Below are 14,099 nucleotides of genomic sequence, written 5' to 3'. Positions count from 1 at the left end.
GCCATACCGTCAACCCGGCGCTTCCGGCCAGGCCGGCGGACGCCTACAGACCCGCAACCCACGGGGCAAACGTATGACTGCATCATTGTTCACGGTCGCGCTGCCGCTGCTGGCGGCCACGGCCCTCATGCTCTGGGCCACGGCGCAGGCCGTGCGCCAGCGCCGCCTGCCGCGCCGGCTCATCCTCTGGGGCGCGCTGCACGACGCGGCCCTGGCCTCTCTGGCTCTTCTGGCCGGCGGCGGGGCCGCGCGCACGGGCTTCTGGCTGTTTGTCCTCTTCCAGCTGGCCGCACGGCTGCTGGCCTGGACAGCCCTGACCCGGCTGCAGAGCGGCGTCGTCCCGGTCCGGCCCGACCCGGCCGACGCGCCGTCCTGTCCGGAACTGGAAGACCTGCGCGGCATGGGCGCGCGCCGTCCCTGGACGGGCGCGGCCTTCGGCCTGGGCCTGCTGGCCGCCGTGGGCGGCTCGCCCTTCCTCATGCCCGAAGCCCGCGCCTTTATCAGCGCGGGCGTTCTGGACGCGCTGCCCGGCGGTCTGGTCGTGCTGCTGGCGGCGGCGGCCACCACCACGGTCTTCATCTGGCTGTATGTGACGGCCGTGCGCGTGGCGGTTCTGGAGCCCGCGCCCGAAACCGCGCCGCAGGAACCCCTGGGCGCCGCGCGCGGCTCCGCCCTGCCCGCGCTGCTGGCGGCCTGCGCCGTGGCCCTGCTGGGCCTGGGGCGCGGCCCGATAACGGAGCTTTTCGCCTCCGGCGGGTTTGCCGCCCCGCACAGCCCCGTGCACCCGGCCTACTGGTGTTATTATCTGGGCGCGTTCCTCACGGGGTTCGCCTTTCTGGCGCGTCTGCCCTGGGCCTCCAAGGTAGGCGCGGCCTTCGCCGCCCTGGCCTTGGCCGCCGTTCTGGCTGTGCCCGCGCCGCCCACGGCAAAACTTTTTCTGCTCATGCTCTGCGGCGTGGGTCTGGTGGTGGCCGTCTACTCCCTGGGCTACATCCACGGGGAGCACCAGGGCCGCTACTGGTTCTTCCTGCTGCTGACCTTTGCCTCCCTGGCGGGCATTGTTTCCTCCGCCGACGTGGCGGGCATGTACGGCTACTGGGAGCTCATGACCTTCGCCTCCTACTTCCTGGTAGTGCATGAAGGCACCCGCGCCGCCCACGACGCGGGCGTCAAATACTACGTCATGTGCGCGGGCGGCGCGCTGCTCATGCTGCCCGGCCTGCTCCTGCTGGGGCAGGGCCTTTCCCCGGCGCTGCTCAAGGGCGCGCTGCTGCTCTGCCTGGCGGGCTTCGGCGTCAAGGCCGGTCTGGTGCCCCTGCACTCCTGGCTGCCCGACGCCCACCCCGCCGCGCCTTCGTCCGTCTCCGGCCCCCTGTCAGGCGTCATCACCAAGATGGGCGTCTTCGGCATTGTGGCCGTGCTCTTTGTGCAGCCCGGCGCGCTGGACATGCCCGGCCTTCTGGGCTTTTCCTGGCTGGGCACGGGCCTGGTGGCCCTGGGCGCGGCCACCCTGGTCTACGGCGAAATCATGGCCCTGTACCAGGACGACATCAAACGCATGCTGGCCTACTCCACTCTGGGGCAGATCGGCGAAATCACCCTGACCCTGGGCCTGGGCACCTGGCTGGCCGCCACGGGCGCGCTCTGGCACATGCTCAACCACGCGGTCATGAAGGATCTGCTCTTCCTCGGGGCGGGCGCGCTCATCCTGCGGGCGGGCAGCCGCAAGCTGGAAGACCTCAAGGGCCTGGGCACGCAGATGCCGGTCACCGTGGCCTGCATGGGCGTGGGCCTGATCAGCATTATGGGGCTGCCGCCCTTCGGCGCTTTCTACAGCAAATACCTGATGATCCAGGCGGCCGTATCCTCCGGGCACGTCTGGCTGGCCGTGCTCATTCTGGCCGGATCCCTGGTGGGGCTGATCTACTATACGCGCATTCTCAAAACCCTGGTCTTTGAGGAGCGCCCCGCCCACCTGCCCGCCGTAACCGAAGCCCCGCGCAGCATTCAGATCGCCCTGATCGCCCTGGCGGGCACGAGCCTTGTGTTGGGCCTGGCCCCGCAGCTGCCCGCGCAGCTGGTGGCCCCTGTGGCCTCCATGGTCTTTGCGCCCGCCGCGGGCGACGCCGCCGCGCTGCTGGCCATGCGGGTTTCCTGGCCCGTATATGTGCTGACGCCCGTGTTCGGCGCGGCCCTGCCGGCCCTGTTCCGGCGCGACCGCATCAAGGCCGGCAAGGCCAGCGCAGGCGTGCTGCTGCTCACAGCCCTGCTGGTGGCGGTCTTCGGCCGCCAGCTGGACACGCTCTCCTTCTGCTTTGCCCTGCTGGTTCCCCTGCTGGGCGCGCTGAACATGGTCTACGCCCTGGGCTACATGGAGCACAGCCGTCGCCAGTGGCGCTTCTACTGCGCCTTCACCTGCATGTGCGGCGGCCTGGTGGGCATGGCGGCCAGCCAGTACCTGCTGAGCTTCTTTCTGTTCTGGGAAATTATGAGCTCCTGGACGCTCTACCTGGCCATCGCCCATGAAGGGGACAAAGCCTCCTTGCGGGAAGCCTTCAAATACTTCAGCTTCAACGTCTTCGGCGCGGGCTTTCTGTTCGTGGGCCTGTGCGTGCTGGGCCCGGCCACGCCCTTCAACGCCAGCCTGCTGACCGGCGGCGCGCCCCTGCTGCCGCCCTGGGCCGCCTGGCTGGGCATGGCCCTGCTGGCCGCGGGCTTTGTGCTCAAGGCAGCGCAGCTGCCCTTCCGCATTGACTGGCAGATGCACCCGGCCCTCGCGCCCACGCCCGTTTCCGGCTACATCTCCTCCGTGCTGCTGAAGAGCGCCATCCTCGGCCTTATCAAGCTCTTTATGCTGCTGGGCGGCGGCTTTGCCCTGGCCGGGATCCTTTCCGGCTTTGAGCAGAGCGTCATCAGCACCGCGGTCATGTGGATCGGCGGGGTCACCATCATCATGGCCGCCGTGCAGGCGCTGCGCACCAACGGCATCAAGCTCATGTTCATCTATTCCACGGTGAGCCAGCTGGGCTACATGGTGCTGGCCGTGGCCGCGGGCGGGGCCCTGGGCTACGCGGGCGGCATGCTGCATGTGGTCAACCACGTCTTCTTCAAAGACCTGCTCTTCCTTGTCTGCGGCGCGGTCATGTTCGCCAGCCACAGAGAAACCCTGGACGACCTGGGCGGCCTGGGCCGCAAGATGCCCTTCACGCTGGGCATGTTTGCCGTTGCCGGGCTCTCTCTGGTCGGCGTGCCGCCCACCAGCGGCTTTTCGTCCAAGTGGCTCATCTACCACGCCCTCATGAACGCGGGCCAGCCCTTCCTGGCCTTGCTCTCTCTGGTGGGCAGCGTGCTGACCCTGGCCTATGTGGCCAAGTTCCTGCACGCGGCCTTCCTGGGTCAGCCCGCCCCGGATCTGGAGCATATTGAGGAAGCGCCGCGCGTCATGCGCGCGCCCATGGGCATTCTGGCCGCGGGCTGCGTGCTGACGGGCGTATTCCCCGGCCTGGCGCTTTACCCCATCAACAGCATTCTGCTGGAATACGGCCTTGCGCCGCTCAACGTGGGGCTTTCGGGCGTGCTTTCCGGCACGGGCGCGTGGAACGCCACGGGCATGTGCGTGATGATGGCCCTGGCCTTTCTGGGCGGGCGCTGGTTTGTGCTGCGCTTTACCCGCCTGCGTGAAATTGACGTCCACACCTGCGGCATGCCGCCGGAAACGGCCACCAGCCGCATGAAGCCCTCCAGCATCTACGGCGGGCTGCCCCGCCTGCTGGGCGGCAACGCGCCCGCCGAGGAGAACCGCTCATGAGCGACACCCTGCTTGCCATCGTGCATATGTGCCTCTTTCCCGGCGGGGCCTTTGCCCTGCTGGTGGCCATGTTCTTCAAAGGTCTGGACCGCCGGGTGGAGGCCCGCCTGCAGCGCCGCGTGGGCCCGCCCCTGGTCCAGCCCTGGCTGGACATCGCCAAGCTGCTCACCAAGGAGACGCTGATCCCCAAAACCGCCTGCCGTTCGGCCTTTCTTATGGCCCCGGTGTTCGGCTTCACGGGCATGGCCGTGTGCGCGGCCTTCATTCCCGTGCCGGGGGTTTATGCCGGTCTTTTCAACATGGGCGACCTGCTGGTGCTTTTTTACCTGCTGCCCATCCCGGCCATGGCCCTGATGCTGGGGGGCTCGGCCTCCAGCTCGCCCTTCGGGGCCGTGGGCTTTTCGCGCGAGATGCTGCTCATGCTGGCCTATGAAACGCCCCTGCTCATGATTCTGCTTTCTGTGGCCATGCTGGTGGGCAAGGCCCTCAACGGCGGGGCCTGGGGGGCGGAATTCTCTTTGCTGCGCATTGTGGCCTGGCAGCAGGAGGCGGGCTCCCTGGGCTTCAACCCGGCCATGCTGCCCGCCTTGCTCGCCTACCTCATCTTTTTGCCCGGCACCATGGGCGTGGCCCCCTTTGACATCCCGGAAGCGGAAACGGAAATCATCGAAGGCCCGCTTTTGGAGTACGGCGGCCCGCTGCTGGCGTTGTTTCAGATCACTTCGGCCCTCAAGACCTTTGTGGTGCTGGGGCTGGGGGTAGCGCTTTTCTTTCCCGGCACTATCTCTGATTTGTGGCCCGTGAACCTGCTCTGGTTCCTGCTCAAGTGTCTGGCCCTCATGCTGCTGTCGCTCACACTGGTCAAGTCGGCCACGGGGCGCTTTCGCATTGACCAGGCCTTCCGCTTCTATGTGACGGTGCCCACGGGCCTGGCCCTGCTGAGCCTCGTCCTGGTCTGGGTACTGTAAGGAGGCCCCCGTGTCCCTGGACAACATTCTCAAAAAACTTTCGGTGCGTTCGCCGTGGCTTTTCCGCATCAATGCGGGCTCCTGCAACGGCTGCGACGTGGAGCTGGCCACCACCGCCTGCATCCCGCGCTACGATGTGGAGCGCCTGGGCTGTCGCTATTGCGGCAGCCCCCGCCATGCGGACATCGTGCTCATTACCGGGCCGCTGACCACGCGGGTGCGGGACAAGGTGCTGCGGGTCTGGAACGAGATTCCCGATCCCAAGGTTACCGTGGCCGTGGGCATCTGCCCCATTTCGGGCGGGGTTTTCCGCGAGGGCTACTCCATTGAGGGCCCCATAGACCGCTACATCCCCGTGGACGTCAATGTGCCGGGCTGTCCGCCGCGGCCCCAGGCCATCCTGGAGGGCGTGGTGCAGGCCAGGGCCATCTGGATGAAAAAACTGGGTCTGGAGGCATAGTTATGGCGGGCTTTCTGAAAGTGCTCTTCCACAACCTGCTGGAAGGCCCCAGCACCGATCCCTTTCCCTTTGGCGAAACCTTCACCCCGCCGCGTCTGCGCGGCCGGGCCAGGGTAGACCCGGACCTCTGCATGGGCTGCGGCACCTGCCGCCACTACTGCGCGGCCGGAGCCATCAATATCACCCAGCTGCCCGATGGCACGGGCTTTACCATCACCATCTGGCAGAATTCCTGCTGTCTGTGCGCCTCGTGCCGTCACTACTGCCCCACCGGGGCCATGAGCATCACCAACGACTGGCACTCCGCCCATCCGGAGTCGGAAAAATACCGGCGTCTGGAGCAGCACACCATCACATACGAACCCTGCGCCCACTGCGGCGCGCTCATGCGGCCCCTGCCCAAAAAGCTGGCCGAGCGCCTCTACGCGCAGAACAGCGAAATAGACCCTGAGCTGACGCGCCACCTCTGCCCCAAGTGCCGCCAGATTGAAGACGCCAAGCGCAACGCCTGCCGGCTGCCGCCGCGGACGGACGCCGCACCGGCGGAGATTCCCGTCACGTCAGCCGCACCCACCAAGGACTAGCGGGCCGGACCCGCGGAGAGCATATGCAAGAAACCATCAAGGGCAACGCCGCCGTTATTGAGGGCCTCAGCGCCCTCTGCCCGGAGGCGGAGGCCGTTTATCACAGCGCCGACAGCTTCGGCAACGCCTTCCACTGGTTCCGCCTGGGCACGCCGCGCACCCTGCTGGAGGCCGCGGCCCTGCTGCACAACGCAGGCGCGCGCCTGTGCATGACCACGGCCTACAACCGCCGCCAGCTGAGCGAACCCATGCAGGAAGTCTGCTACCACTTTGAGCTGGAAGGCGTGGTTTACAACCTCACCGTGACCCTCAACGGCGAATGGCCCACCGTGCCTTCCATCACGCCCCTCTTCGCCAACGCCGATTGGCACGAAAGGGAAATGATGGAGCTTTACGGCATCAACGTCACCGGGCATCCCAACCCGCGCCGCCTGTTCCTGGACGAAGAGCTGGACGCCGGCATCCTCAACGAGGCCGTGCCCCTCTCCATTATGATGAACGGGGCCTGCACCACCGATCTCTGGGAACGCATCCTCAAAGAAAAGGGGGCCCACTCATGAGCGTCTCCACCTTCGACATGCCTCTGGGCCCTGTGCATGTGGCCCTGGAGGAACCCGTCTACTTCCATCTTGCCGTGGAAGGCGAAACCGTGCGCCATGTGGAGCTGACCTCCGGCCATGTGCACCGCGGCATGGAGGCCCTGGCCAGCCAGCGCAACCTGGTCAAAAACGTCACCCTTACGGAGCGGGTCTGCTCCCTCTGCTCCAACAGCCACTCCTTTACCTACTGCATGGCCGTGGAAAACGTGCTGGGCATCACCATCCCCGCCAGGGCGCGCTATCTGCGCGTGCTGGCCGAGGAAATCAAGCGCGTGGCCTCCCACCTTTTCAATACGGCCATCCAGGCGCACATCATCGGCTTCAAATCCCTGTTCATGCACGTCATGGAAGTGCGTGAAGTGATGCAAGACCTGAAGGAAACCGTCTACGGCAACCGCATGAATCTCGCCGCCAACTGCATCGGGGGAGTCAAATACGATGTGGACAGGGAACTGCTGGACTATATGCGCAAAACAGTGGACAAAATCGAACCCCAGGTGGAGCAAATCCGCGAGATTTACGACACCAACAGCATGGTGCTGGCCAGGACCAGGGGCCTTGGGCTGCTGCCCAAGGCGGACGCCGTGCGCCTGGGCGTGGTGGGTCCGGTGGCCCGGGGTTCCGGCGTGCGCATCGACGTGCGTAAGGATTCTCCCTACGCCGCCTACGGCGAGCTGGACTTCGCCTCTGTGGTGCGGGAAGACTGCTGCGTCCACGCCCGCACCATGGTGCGCCTGCACGAAATATTCCAGTCGTTCTCCCTTATCCGCCAGTGCATCGAGCGCCTGCCCCAAGGCCCGCTGACCGCGCCCATGCGCCAGATCCGCACGGCCGAGGCCTGCGCCCGCACCGAAGCCCCGCGCGGCGAGGTGTTCTACTACATCCGCACCAATGAGACGGACATCCCCGCCCGCCTCAAGTGGCGCGTGCCCTCGTACATGAACTGGGAGGCCCTGGGCGTTATGATGCGCGACTGCAAGGTGGCCGACGTGGCCCTGATCACCAACAGCATCGACCCCTGCGTTTCCTGCACGGAACGCTGAGCCCATGCACGAGGCGAGTCTGGTGCAAGGGCTGCTGGACATGACCCTTACCGCCGTGCGGGAGCACAACGCGGCCCACCCCGAAGCGCCCGTGACCCGCGTGGAGGAAGTGCGCTGCGAACTGGGCCTGCTGAGCTGCGTGGAGCCGCAGACCCTTACCGCCTGCTTCGAGCTTTTTGCCGAAGGCACCCCGGCGGAAGGGGCCCGGCTGGCGCTGGAGACAGCCCCCCTGCCCTGCCGCTGCCAGACCTGTGGCCACAACTTTACCCTGACGCAACGGCGCTTTGCCTGCCCCCGTTGCGGTGGCGAAAACATCCATTGCGACGGCGGCCACGGCCTTACCCTCCTGGCTCTGCACGTCGCCGCCGAGGAACCGGACCATGACTGAACACATCCAGGTCATACCAGACAAATGCCGCGCCTGCCGGCGCTGTGAGGTGGCCTGTATCGCCGCCCACCACGGTATATCCTTCAAAGAGGCCATGAAGCACCGCGACGAAATGGTGGCCCGCGTGCAGGTGGTCAAGGCCGAAGGCTTCAAAACCACCGTGCGCTGCCACCAGTGCAACCCCGCGCCCTGCGTCAACGTCTGCCCCGCGGGCGCCCTGCAGCAGGACAAGGAAGGCCGCGTCATCATGCGCGTGCAGTACTGCCTGGCCTGCAAAATGTGCATCGCCGCCTGCCCCTACGGCACCATCAGCATGGACACCATCGGCATGCCCGACGTGGATGCGGAAGGCGGCGAAACCATTGCCCAGCGCTCCCGCCGCGAGGTGGCCGTGCGCTGCGACATGTGCCGGGCCTGGCGCATGGAAAACGGCAAAAAGATCACCGCCTGCATGGAAGCCTGCCCGGCCCACGCGCTTGCTCTGGTGCTGGCCGACGGCTCCGTAGTGGAAGCGCCAGCGCCCGCCAAGGCGGTCAAGCCTGCGCCCGCCAAAGCGGCGGATCCGGCCGGGGAAGCCCAGCCTGCGGCTTAGCCCGCCCCCTGCGGCCGACTGTGCCGGGGTAAAGCGCGCCCATTAAAAATAGTTACTGATACCCATAAAAAAGGCTTTACATCAGGCGCGACTTTATACAAACTGTTCTTCGGCGGACGAGGCCTCCAACGGGCGCTTGTCCCTGCCGACGGCATCCCAACCAGGCCCGTGCGGCCCAAACAAAGTGAGGGAAACCATGCCCAAGCATCTGGAAGTGTATAAGTGCGTTCACTGCGGCAACATTGTGGAAGTGCTCCACGGCGGCGGCGCTGACATCGTCTGTTGCGGCGAGCCCATGAAGCTCATGAAAGAAGGCGCCACCGACGGCGCTTTGGAAAAACATGTGCCGGTCATCGAGAAGGTGGACGGCGGCTACAAGGTCAAGGTGGGCAGCGTGCCCCATCCCATGGAAGAAAAGCACTGGATTGAATGGATCGAGCTGCTGGCCGACGGCCGCAGCTACACCAAGTTTCTCAATCCCGGCGACGCGCCCGAGGCCTTCTTCGCCATCGACGCCGCCAAGGTGACCGCCCGCGAGTTCTGCAACCTGCACGGCCATTGGAAGGCCGAAAACTGAGCCTGACCGAGCTTGAAGGAGAAAACCCCCATGCAAAAGTATGTTTGCGGTGTCTGTGGCTACGAGTATGACCCCGCCGAAAACGACAACGTGGCCTTTGAAGATCTGCCCGAAGATTGGTGCTGCCCGGTGTGCGGCGTGGGCAAAGACCAGTTCAACCCGGCCTAGCCTTGCAGAAGCCCGCGCGGTGCGGCATGCCCGCCCCGGTCGCCGGGGCGGCGCGCGGGGATGCGCGCTTTGTACCGCACGGCGCGCAGGGCCGTATCGCTGTCCGGCATTTCCCCCCGCCCTGCCCTTGTGGCCCGGCGGGGGATTTTTTCGTTACGCGACCATACCCGGAGGATGTTAGATGCAACCGGTAGAGATCAAAAAAGACATTTACTGGGTCGGCTTTGTGGATTATGACCATCGGGATTTCCACGGCTATTCCCGCTCGCCCGACGGCTCCACCTACAACGCCTACCTCATCAAGGACGAAAAAAACGCCCTGCTGGATACCGTGGCCCCAGGCTGCCACAGCACGCTGCTCTGCCGCATGGCCCAGGTGCTGGAACCACAGAAGGTGGACTACATCATCTGCAACCACCTGGAGCTGGACCACTCCGGCTCGCTGGAAGTTCTGGTGGAGCGCTGCAAGCCCGAAAAAATCTTCGTCTCCCAGACGGGCCTCAAATCCCTGGCCGGCTACTTCAATGCCAAGGACTGGCCCGTGCAGGCCGTCAAAACCGGCGACCGCATCAGCCTCGGCAAGCGCAGCGTGGTCTTTCAGGAAACCCGCATGCTCCACTGGCCGGACAGCATGGTCTCCTACATCCCTGAAGAAAAGCTCCTGGTGAGCAACGACATCTTCGGCCAGAACATCGCGAGCTCTGCCCGTTTTGTGGACGAATTCGGCGACATGGGCGAATTCTGGCGGCGGGTGAAGGAATACTACTACAACATCGTGCTGCCCTATTCCCCCATGACCCTCAAGGCCCTGCCCATTGTGGAAAGCCTGGACGTGGACATGATCGCCCCGGACCACGGCCTCATCCACCGCGGGCCCGAAGCCGTGCGCGCCATTATCGACATGTACCGCACCATGGCCGAGCAGAAGCCCCAGCAGCGCGCCCTCATTTTTTACGACACCATGTGGCAATCCACGGAGACCATGGCCTACGCCGTGGGCAGCGGCCTGGAAGAGGCGGGCGTGCCCGTGCGCCTTATGTCCGTAAAGCATAACCACCACAGCGCCGTCATGACGGAGCTCGCCGACTGCGGCGCGGTGCTGGCGGGCTCCCCCACCCACAACAACACCGTGCTGCCCCTGGTGGCCGCGCAGCTCACCTACATGAAGGGCCTGCGGCCCCAGAACCGCGTGGGCGGCGCGTTCGGCTCCTTCGGCTGGTCCGGCGAGGGCCCCAAATTCCTGCAGGAACAGCTGGCCGCCATGCACATGGAAATGCCCTGCGAACCCGTCAAATGCATGTGGCGGCCCGACCACGAGGCCCTGGCCGCCTGCCATCAGCTGGGCAAAACCGTGGGCGAGACGCTCAAAAAGAAGTGCCAGGGCTAAGGCGCTTCCGGCGTAAACGTCCCACCGGCCGCGGCCCCCGCCCTGGGCCGGATGCGGCGCGGCAAGGCGCTGCGCCCAGCCCCCCGCGCTGAAGCCGGAGGCTTTCTGCCCAGACCGCGCAAACCGGGCACGCAGCCTCTCCGCCCGGCGGCGCATGGCCCCGCCTTTGGGCAAGGTCATGCGCAGAGGCCGTGGACCTTGCGGCCCGCGCAAACCAGGCGCGGCAACAAAGGCGAACAGCCCGGGGCGCAAAGAGCCCATTGTCGGTCAGAAGGCGGCCCCGCGCCGCATCTCTGCCCGGCAATGGGCTTTTTTGCGCTCGCGCGCGGCCAGTCAAAGCCGCGGCAGCGGGACAAAAAAATCCTACTTTTTGCGCGCAAAAAACAATATTGTCTCATGGGGCCCGGAGACAAACATATAACTAAATAAAATTATTATATTTTTAAAAAATCCTTTTTGGCAGCCTTTATGCTTAAGGATGGGCAGAGGCTCATCCATCACACCTATTCGGGAGGACTGTCATGAAGGGTTTATGCACCATCGGGCGGAAACTGGGGATCGGCGTTCCGCTCTGCCTGTGCCTGCTGCTGCCGGAACTGGCTCACGCGGCTGAGGAAGCCCCCGCGCTCATGCCCCAGGCTGCGGGCAACACCTTATGGACGCTGCTGGGCGGCATCCTGGTCATGTTTATGCAGGCGGGCTTCGCGCTGGTGGAATGCGGCCTTACCCGGGCCAAAAACGCGGCCAACATCATTATGAAGAACGTGCTGGACTTTGCCATGGGCGGCATCCTGTTCTTCGCCATCGGCTTCGGCCTCATGTTTGGCAGCTCCCACGGCGGCTTTATCGGCAGCTCGCTCTTCTTCCTGGGCGGCGCGGACGCCAGCACCGCCGACGGCATGTGGAACCTGACCTTCTGGTTCTTCCAGGCCATGTTCTGCGCCACCTCGGCCACCATCGTTTCCGGCTCCATTGCGGAGCGCACCAAGTTCAGCTCCTACCTCATCGGCAGCGCCCTGGTCTCTGCCTTCATCTACCCCATCAGCGGGCACTGGTCGTGGAATTCGCTGCTGGGCGGCAGCGGCGGCTGGCTGGGCAACATGGGCTTTATCGACTTTGCCGGTTCCTCTGTGGTGCACTCCGTGGGCGGCTGGATCGCCTTTGCCGGCGCCATCGTGGTGGGCCCGCGCCTGGGCAAGTATGACAAAAACGGCAAGGCCCGCGCCATCCCCGGCCACAATCTGCCCATGGCGGCCCTGGGCGTGTTCATCCTCTGGTTTGCCTGGTTCGGCTTCAACTGCGGCTCCACCACCGTGGCGGACGGCACCATCGGCTACATCGCCGTCAATACCTGCCTGGCCGCCTGCGCGGGCACCCTGGGCGCCATGTTCACCATCTGGTTCAAGACGGGCAAGCCCGATCCTTCCATGACCCTCAACGGCTGCCTGGCGGGCCTGGTGGGCATCACGGCGGGCTGCTTTGAAGTCTCGCCCGTGGGCTCCATCATCATCGGCTTCCTGGCGGGCATTCTGGTAGTCTACTCCGTGCTCTTCATCGATCAGGTGCTCAAGGTGGACGACCCCGTGGGCGCGGTTTCCGTGCACGGCGTGTGCGGCGCTTTCGGCACGCTGATGGTGGGCCTCTTTGCGGCCCCCGGCTACGGCACGGCCACCGGCCTGCTCTACGGCGGCAGCATCAAACTTCTGTTCATCCAGATGCTGGGCGTGGTCGTTTATTTTGCCTGGGCCTTCGGCATGGGCTTCATCATGTTCAAAATCGTCTCCGCCCTCTTCGGCATGCGCGTCAGCCAGGAGGAAGAACTCAAGGGTCTGGACATCACCGAACACAAAGCCGACGCCTACAGCGGCTTCCAGATCTTCTCCAACGAATAAGCGCAGCGCACGCGGAGGAACAACGCCATGAAGCTCATTATCGTCTATACCCGTCCTGAAAGCCTCCAGGCTGTAAAACAGGAATTGTACCAACACGAAATCTACGCCATGTCCATCACCAACATCCTGGGAGCCGGCCGGCAGAAAGGCTATGTGGAGCTCTACCGCGGTATCTCCACCGAGGTGAACCTGCTGAAAAAGGTCCGCATCGAGCTGGCCGTGCCGGAAGAGAAGGCCAAGGCGGCCCTGGAGGCCATCATGACCGGGGCGCGCACGGGCAAGGAAGGCGACGGCGTGGTGTTTGTCCTGGATATGGCGGAAAGCTACCGCATCAGGACAGGAGAAAGCATGTAGGCGTACATGCGGACCGGCAGCCCCCTTCTCACCGAGGCGTAAGGGGGCTGCCCTTCTAGAAGCAGATGGCCTTTGAGCATAGCATTCTCAAAGGTTGCAACACGCTCGGTCCGGCGCTCAACAGCGCAAATACATTGCGCTTACGCCTGCACGGCGGGCCTCTGCTACGCAGCCGCCAGGGACTTGCAACGTTGCAAGCCGTAGGGCTTGTTCCCTTGAACGCCTGCCCCCAAGGCAAGCAGGACGCCCCCCTGGGCGGCGTCCATCGCGCGGGAAGACAGGCGGCCTGCCACAGCGCCCCCAAACGGCAGTTGCGCCACCATTGCGCCTACACCCCGGCGCAAGCCGGGGCACCTTGCAAGGGGAGCCGGAAATCTGCCGGCTCCCCTTTTTTGCGGACGGAACGGCGGGGGCCGCGCCGCGCAGGGCCGTAAAGCGCCCTGCGCGGCGCGCGCAGCCGACGCCTGCCTGCGCCATACGAGTTTGGAGCCCTGCGCCGCCCCCTCAGAGCAACGCCAAACCGACACTGACCGGCTGCTACTGAATATGCTAAAAATTCTGGACACTACCAAAAATTCTGAACAGTACCAGCAGACGGCCTGCCCGCACCTGGGGCTGCGGCCCTGCGCCGCTCGCGGCAATTTCCCAACCTGCCGCCCTCAAAGGGGAATTACATTTTTTTGCAAAAATTTGTTGACAGAACGACGCCTTTTGGGCATTGTTTCTCTCGCCGTGGGGCTGTAGCTCAGTTGGGAGAGCGCTTGAATGGCATTCAAGAGGCCGTCAGTTCAATTCTGTCCAGCTCCACCAGATTTCGAAAACCCCCGATCATTGGAAAATGATCGGGGGTTTTTGCTATGCAAATAATCACTTTTCAATGGTGAGTAATCCCGAACAGTTAGTTATCTAAATGAAAACAGCTAGCAAAACGGCAGGGTAGTGTCCAGAATTTTTCGCACATTTCGTAGCGGCCCGCGTGGTCAGGATTTTTGGGTCTGCCTTAAGGCGCTGGCGCGGGCCTTGCGAGCGGTACATTCAAAGATGCCGCGGCTGCAAGGGCCGTGACAGCGCCGACGCTATTCTGCTTCCTCCCTGGACATGCACAGATACCGCTGTGTGCCCCATTTCTGGCCCGCCATATAGCGCAGCCGGGCCGCTACCAGCATTAAGGCCGCGTGCCCATCGGGAAAGCTCCCCACCACCCGCGTTCGCCGCCGAATTTCACGATTCAGCCTTTCGAGCGGGTTATTTGTCCGAATATGCCGCCAGTGCGCGGCGG

At 64.6% G+C, this 14,099-nt stretch carries 14 protein-coding genes and 1 tRNA gene; 14 read left to right on the top strand and 1 reads right to left on the bottom strand.

The features are described from left to right. Nucleotides 1-73 precede the first annotated feature (73 nt). The 14 genes from BLS55_RS08515 (at nucleotide 74) to BLS55_RS08450 (ending at nucleotide 13,630) form a co-directional block, all read left to right on the top strand. Entirely contained in the window at nucleotides 74-3,808 is a 3,735-nt protein-coding gene (locus BLS55_RS08515; RefSeq protein ID WP_092154310.1) for a complex I subunit 5 family protein, read from the top strand. Then, entirely contained in the window at nucleotides 3,805-4,776 is a 972-nt protein-coding gene (locus BLS55_RS08510; RefSeq protein WP_092154308.1) for a respiratory chain complex I subunit 1 family protein, read from the top strand. Before BLS55_RS08515 ends, BLS55_RS08510 begins: the two co-directional genes overlap by 4 nt. Nucleotides 4,777-4,786: 10 nt before the next feature. Then, nucleotides 4,787-5,236 (top strand): NADH-quinone oxidoreductase subunit B family protein, encoded by a 450-nt coding sequence (locus tag BLS55_RS08505; RefSeq protein WP_092154306.1) that lies wholly within the window; start codon nucleotides 4,787-4,789, stop codon nucleotides 5,234-5,236. Between the two features lie 2 nt (nucleotides 5,237-5,238). Continuing rightward, nucleotides 5,239-5,820: a 4Fe-4S binding protein gene (locus BLS55_RS08500; RefSeq protein ID WP_092154305.1), complete on the top strand. Its 582-nt coding sequence runs from the start codon at nucleotides 5,239-5,241 to the stop codon at nucleotides 5,818-5,820. A gap of 23 nt (nucleotides 5,821-5,843) precedes the next feature. Continuing rightward, a complete protein-coding gene (locus tag BLS55_RS08495; RefSeq protein WP_092154303.1) occupies nucleotides 5,844-6,380 on the top strand; it encodes an NADH-quinone oxidoreductase subunit C in 537 nt (178 codons plus the stop codon). Further along, complete coding sequence (locus BLS55_RS08490) at nucleotides 6,377-7,462, top strand: hydrogenase large subunit (protein ID WP_092154301.1); 1,086 nt, start codon at nucleotides 6,377-6,379, stop codon at nucleotides 7,460-7,462. Before BLS55_RS08495 ends, BLS55_RS08490 begins: the two co-directional genes overlap by 4 nt. Nucleotides 7,463-7,466: 4 nt before the next feature. Next, nucleotides 7,467-7,850 carry a hydrogenase maturation nickel metallochaperone HypA/HybF gene (locus tag BLS55_RS08485; protein ID WP_092154299.1) on the top strand — a complete coding sequence of 128 codons (384 nt, stop codon included), beginning with the start codon at nucleotides 7,467-7,469 and terminating at the stop codon, nucleotides 7,848-7,850. After that, nucleotides 7,843-8,442, top strand: coding sequence for a 4Fe-4S dicluster domain-containing protein (locus tag BLS55_RS08480; protein ID WP_092154298.1), 600 nt, complete (start codon nucleotides 7,843-7,845; stop codon nucleotides 8,440-8,442). The genes BLS55_RS08485 and BLS55_RS08480 overlap by 8 nt, the downstream gene beginning before the upstream one ends. Before the next feature lie 196 nt (nucleotides 8,443-8,638). Further along, nucleotides 8,639-9,019, top strand: coding sequence for a desulfoferrodoxin (locus BLS55_RS08475; protein ID WP_092154296.1), 381 nt, complete (start codon nucleotides 8,639-8,641; stop codon nucleotides 9,017-9,019). Between the two features lie 30 nt (nucleotides 9,020-9,049). Next, nucleotides 9,050-9,187: a rubredoxin gene (locus BLS55_RS08470; protein WP_092154294.1), complete on the top strand. Its 138-nt coding sequence runs from the start codon at nucleotides 9,050-9,052 to the stop codon at nucleotides 9,185-9,187. A gap of 181 nt (nucleotides 9,188-9,368) precedes the next feature. Continuing rightward, on the top strand, nucleotides 9,369-10,574 hold the full coding sequence (locus BLS55_RS08465) for an FprA family A-type flavoprotein (RefSeq protein WP_092154292.1): 1,206 nt from the start codon (nucleotides 9,369-9,371) through the stop codon (nucleotides 10,572-10,574). Nucleotides 10,575-11,095: 521 nt separating this feature from the next. Next, entirely contained in the window at nucleotides 11,096-12,466 is a 1,371-nt protein-coding gene (locus tag BLS55_RS08460; protein WP_092154291.1) for an ammonium transporter, read from the top strand. A gap of 27 nt (nucleotides 12,467-12,493) precedes the next feature. Continuing rightward, nucleotides 12,494-12,820 (top strand): P-II family nitrogen regulator, encoded by a 327-nt coding sequence (locus tag BLS55_RS08455; protein ID WP_092154289.1) that lies wholly within the window; start codon nucleotides 12,494-12,496, stop codon nucleotides 12,818-12,820. Between the two features lie 734 nt (nucleotides 12,821-13,554). Then, a tRNA-Ala gene (locus tag BLS55_RS08450) sits at nucleotides 13,555-13,630 on the top strand. 266 nt (nucleotides 13,631-13,896) lie between these two features. Here BLS55_RS08450 and BLS55_RS08445 read toward each other — a convergent pair. Next, nucleotides 13,897-14,099, bottom strand: a 203-nt coding sequence (locus BLS55_RS08445) for a transposase (protein ID WP_180365429.1), incomplete at its 5' end; no start/stop codon positions are given.

The organism is Desulfovibrio legallii (genome assembly GCF_900102485.1).
Classification (GTDB): domain Bacteria; phylum Desulfobacterota; class Desulfovibrionia; order Desulfovibrionales; family Desulfovibrionaceae; genus Desulfovibrio; species Desulfovibrio legallii_A.
The sequence above is the reverse complement of the archived record's forward strand: the minus strand, read 5'-3'. Positions and strand labels throughout refer to the sequence as shown.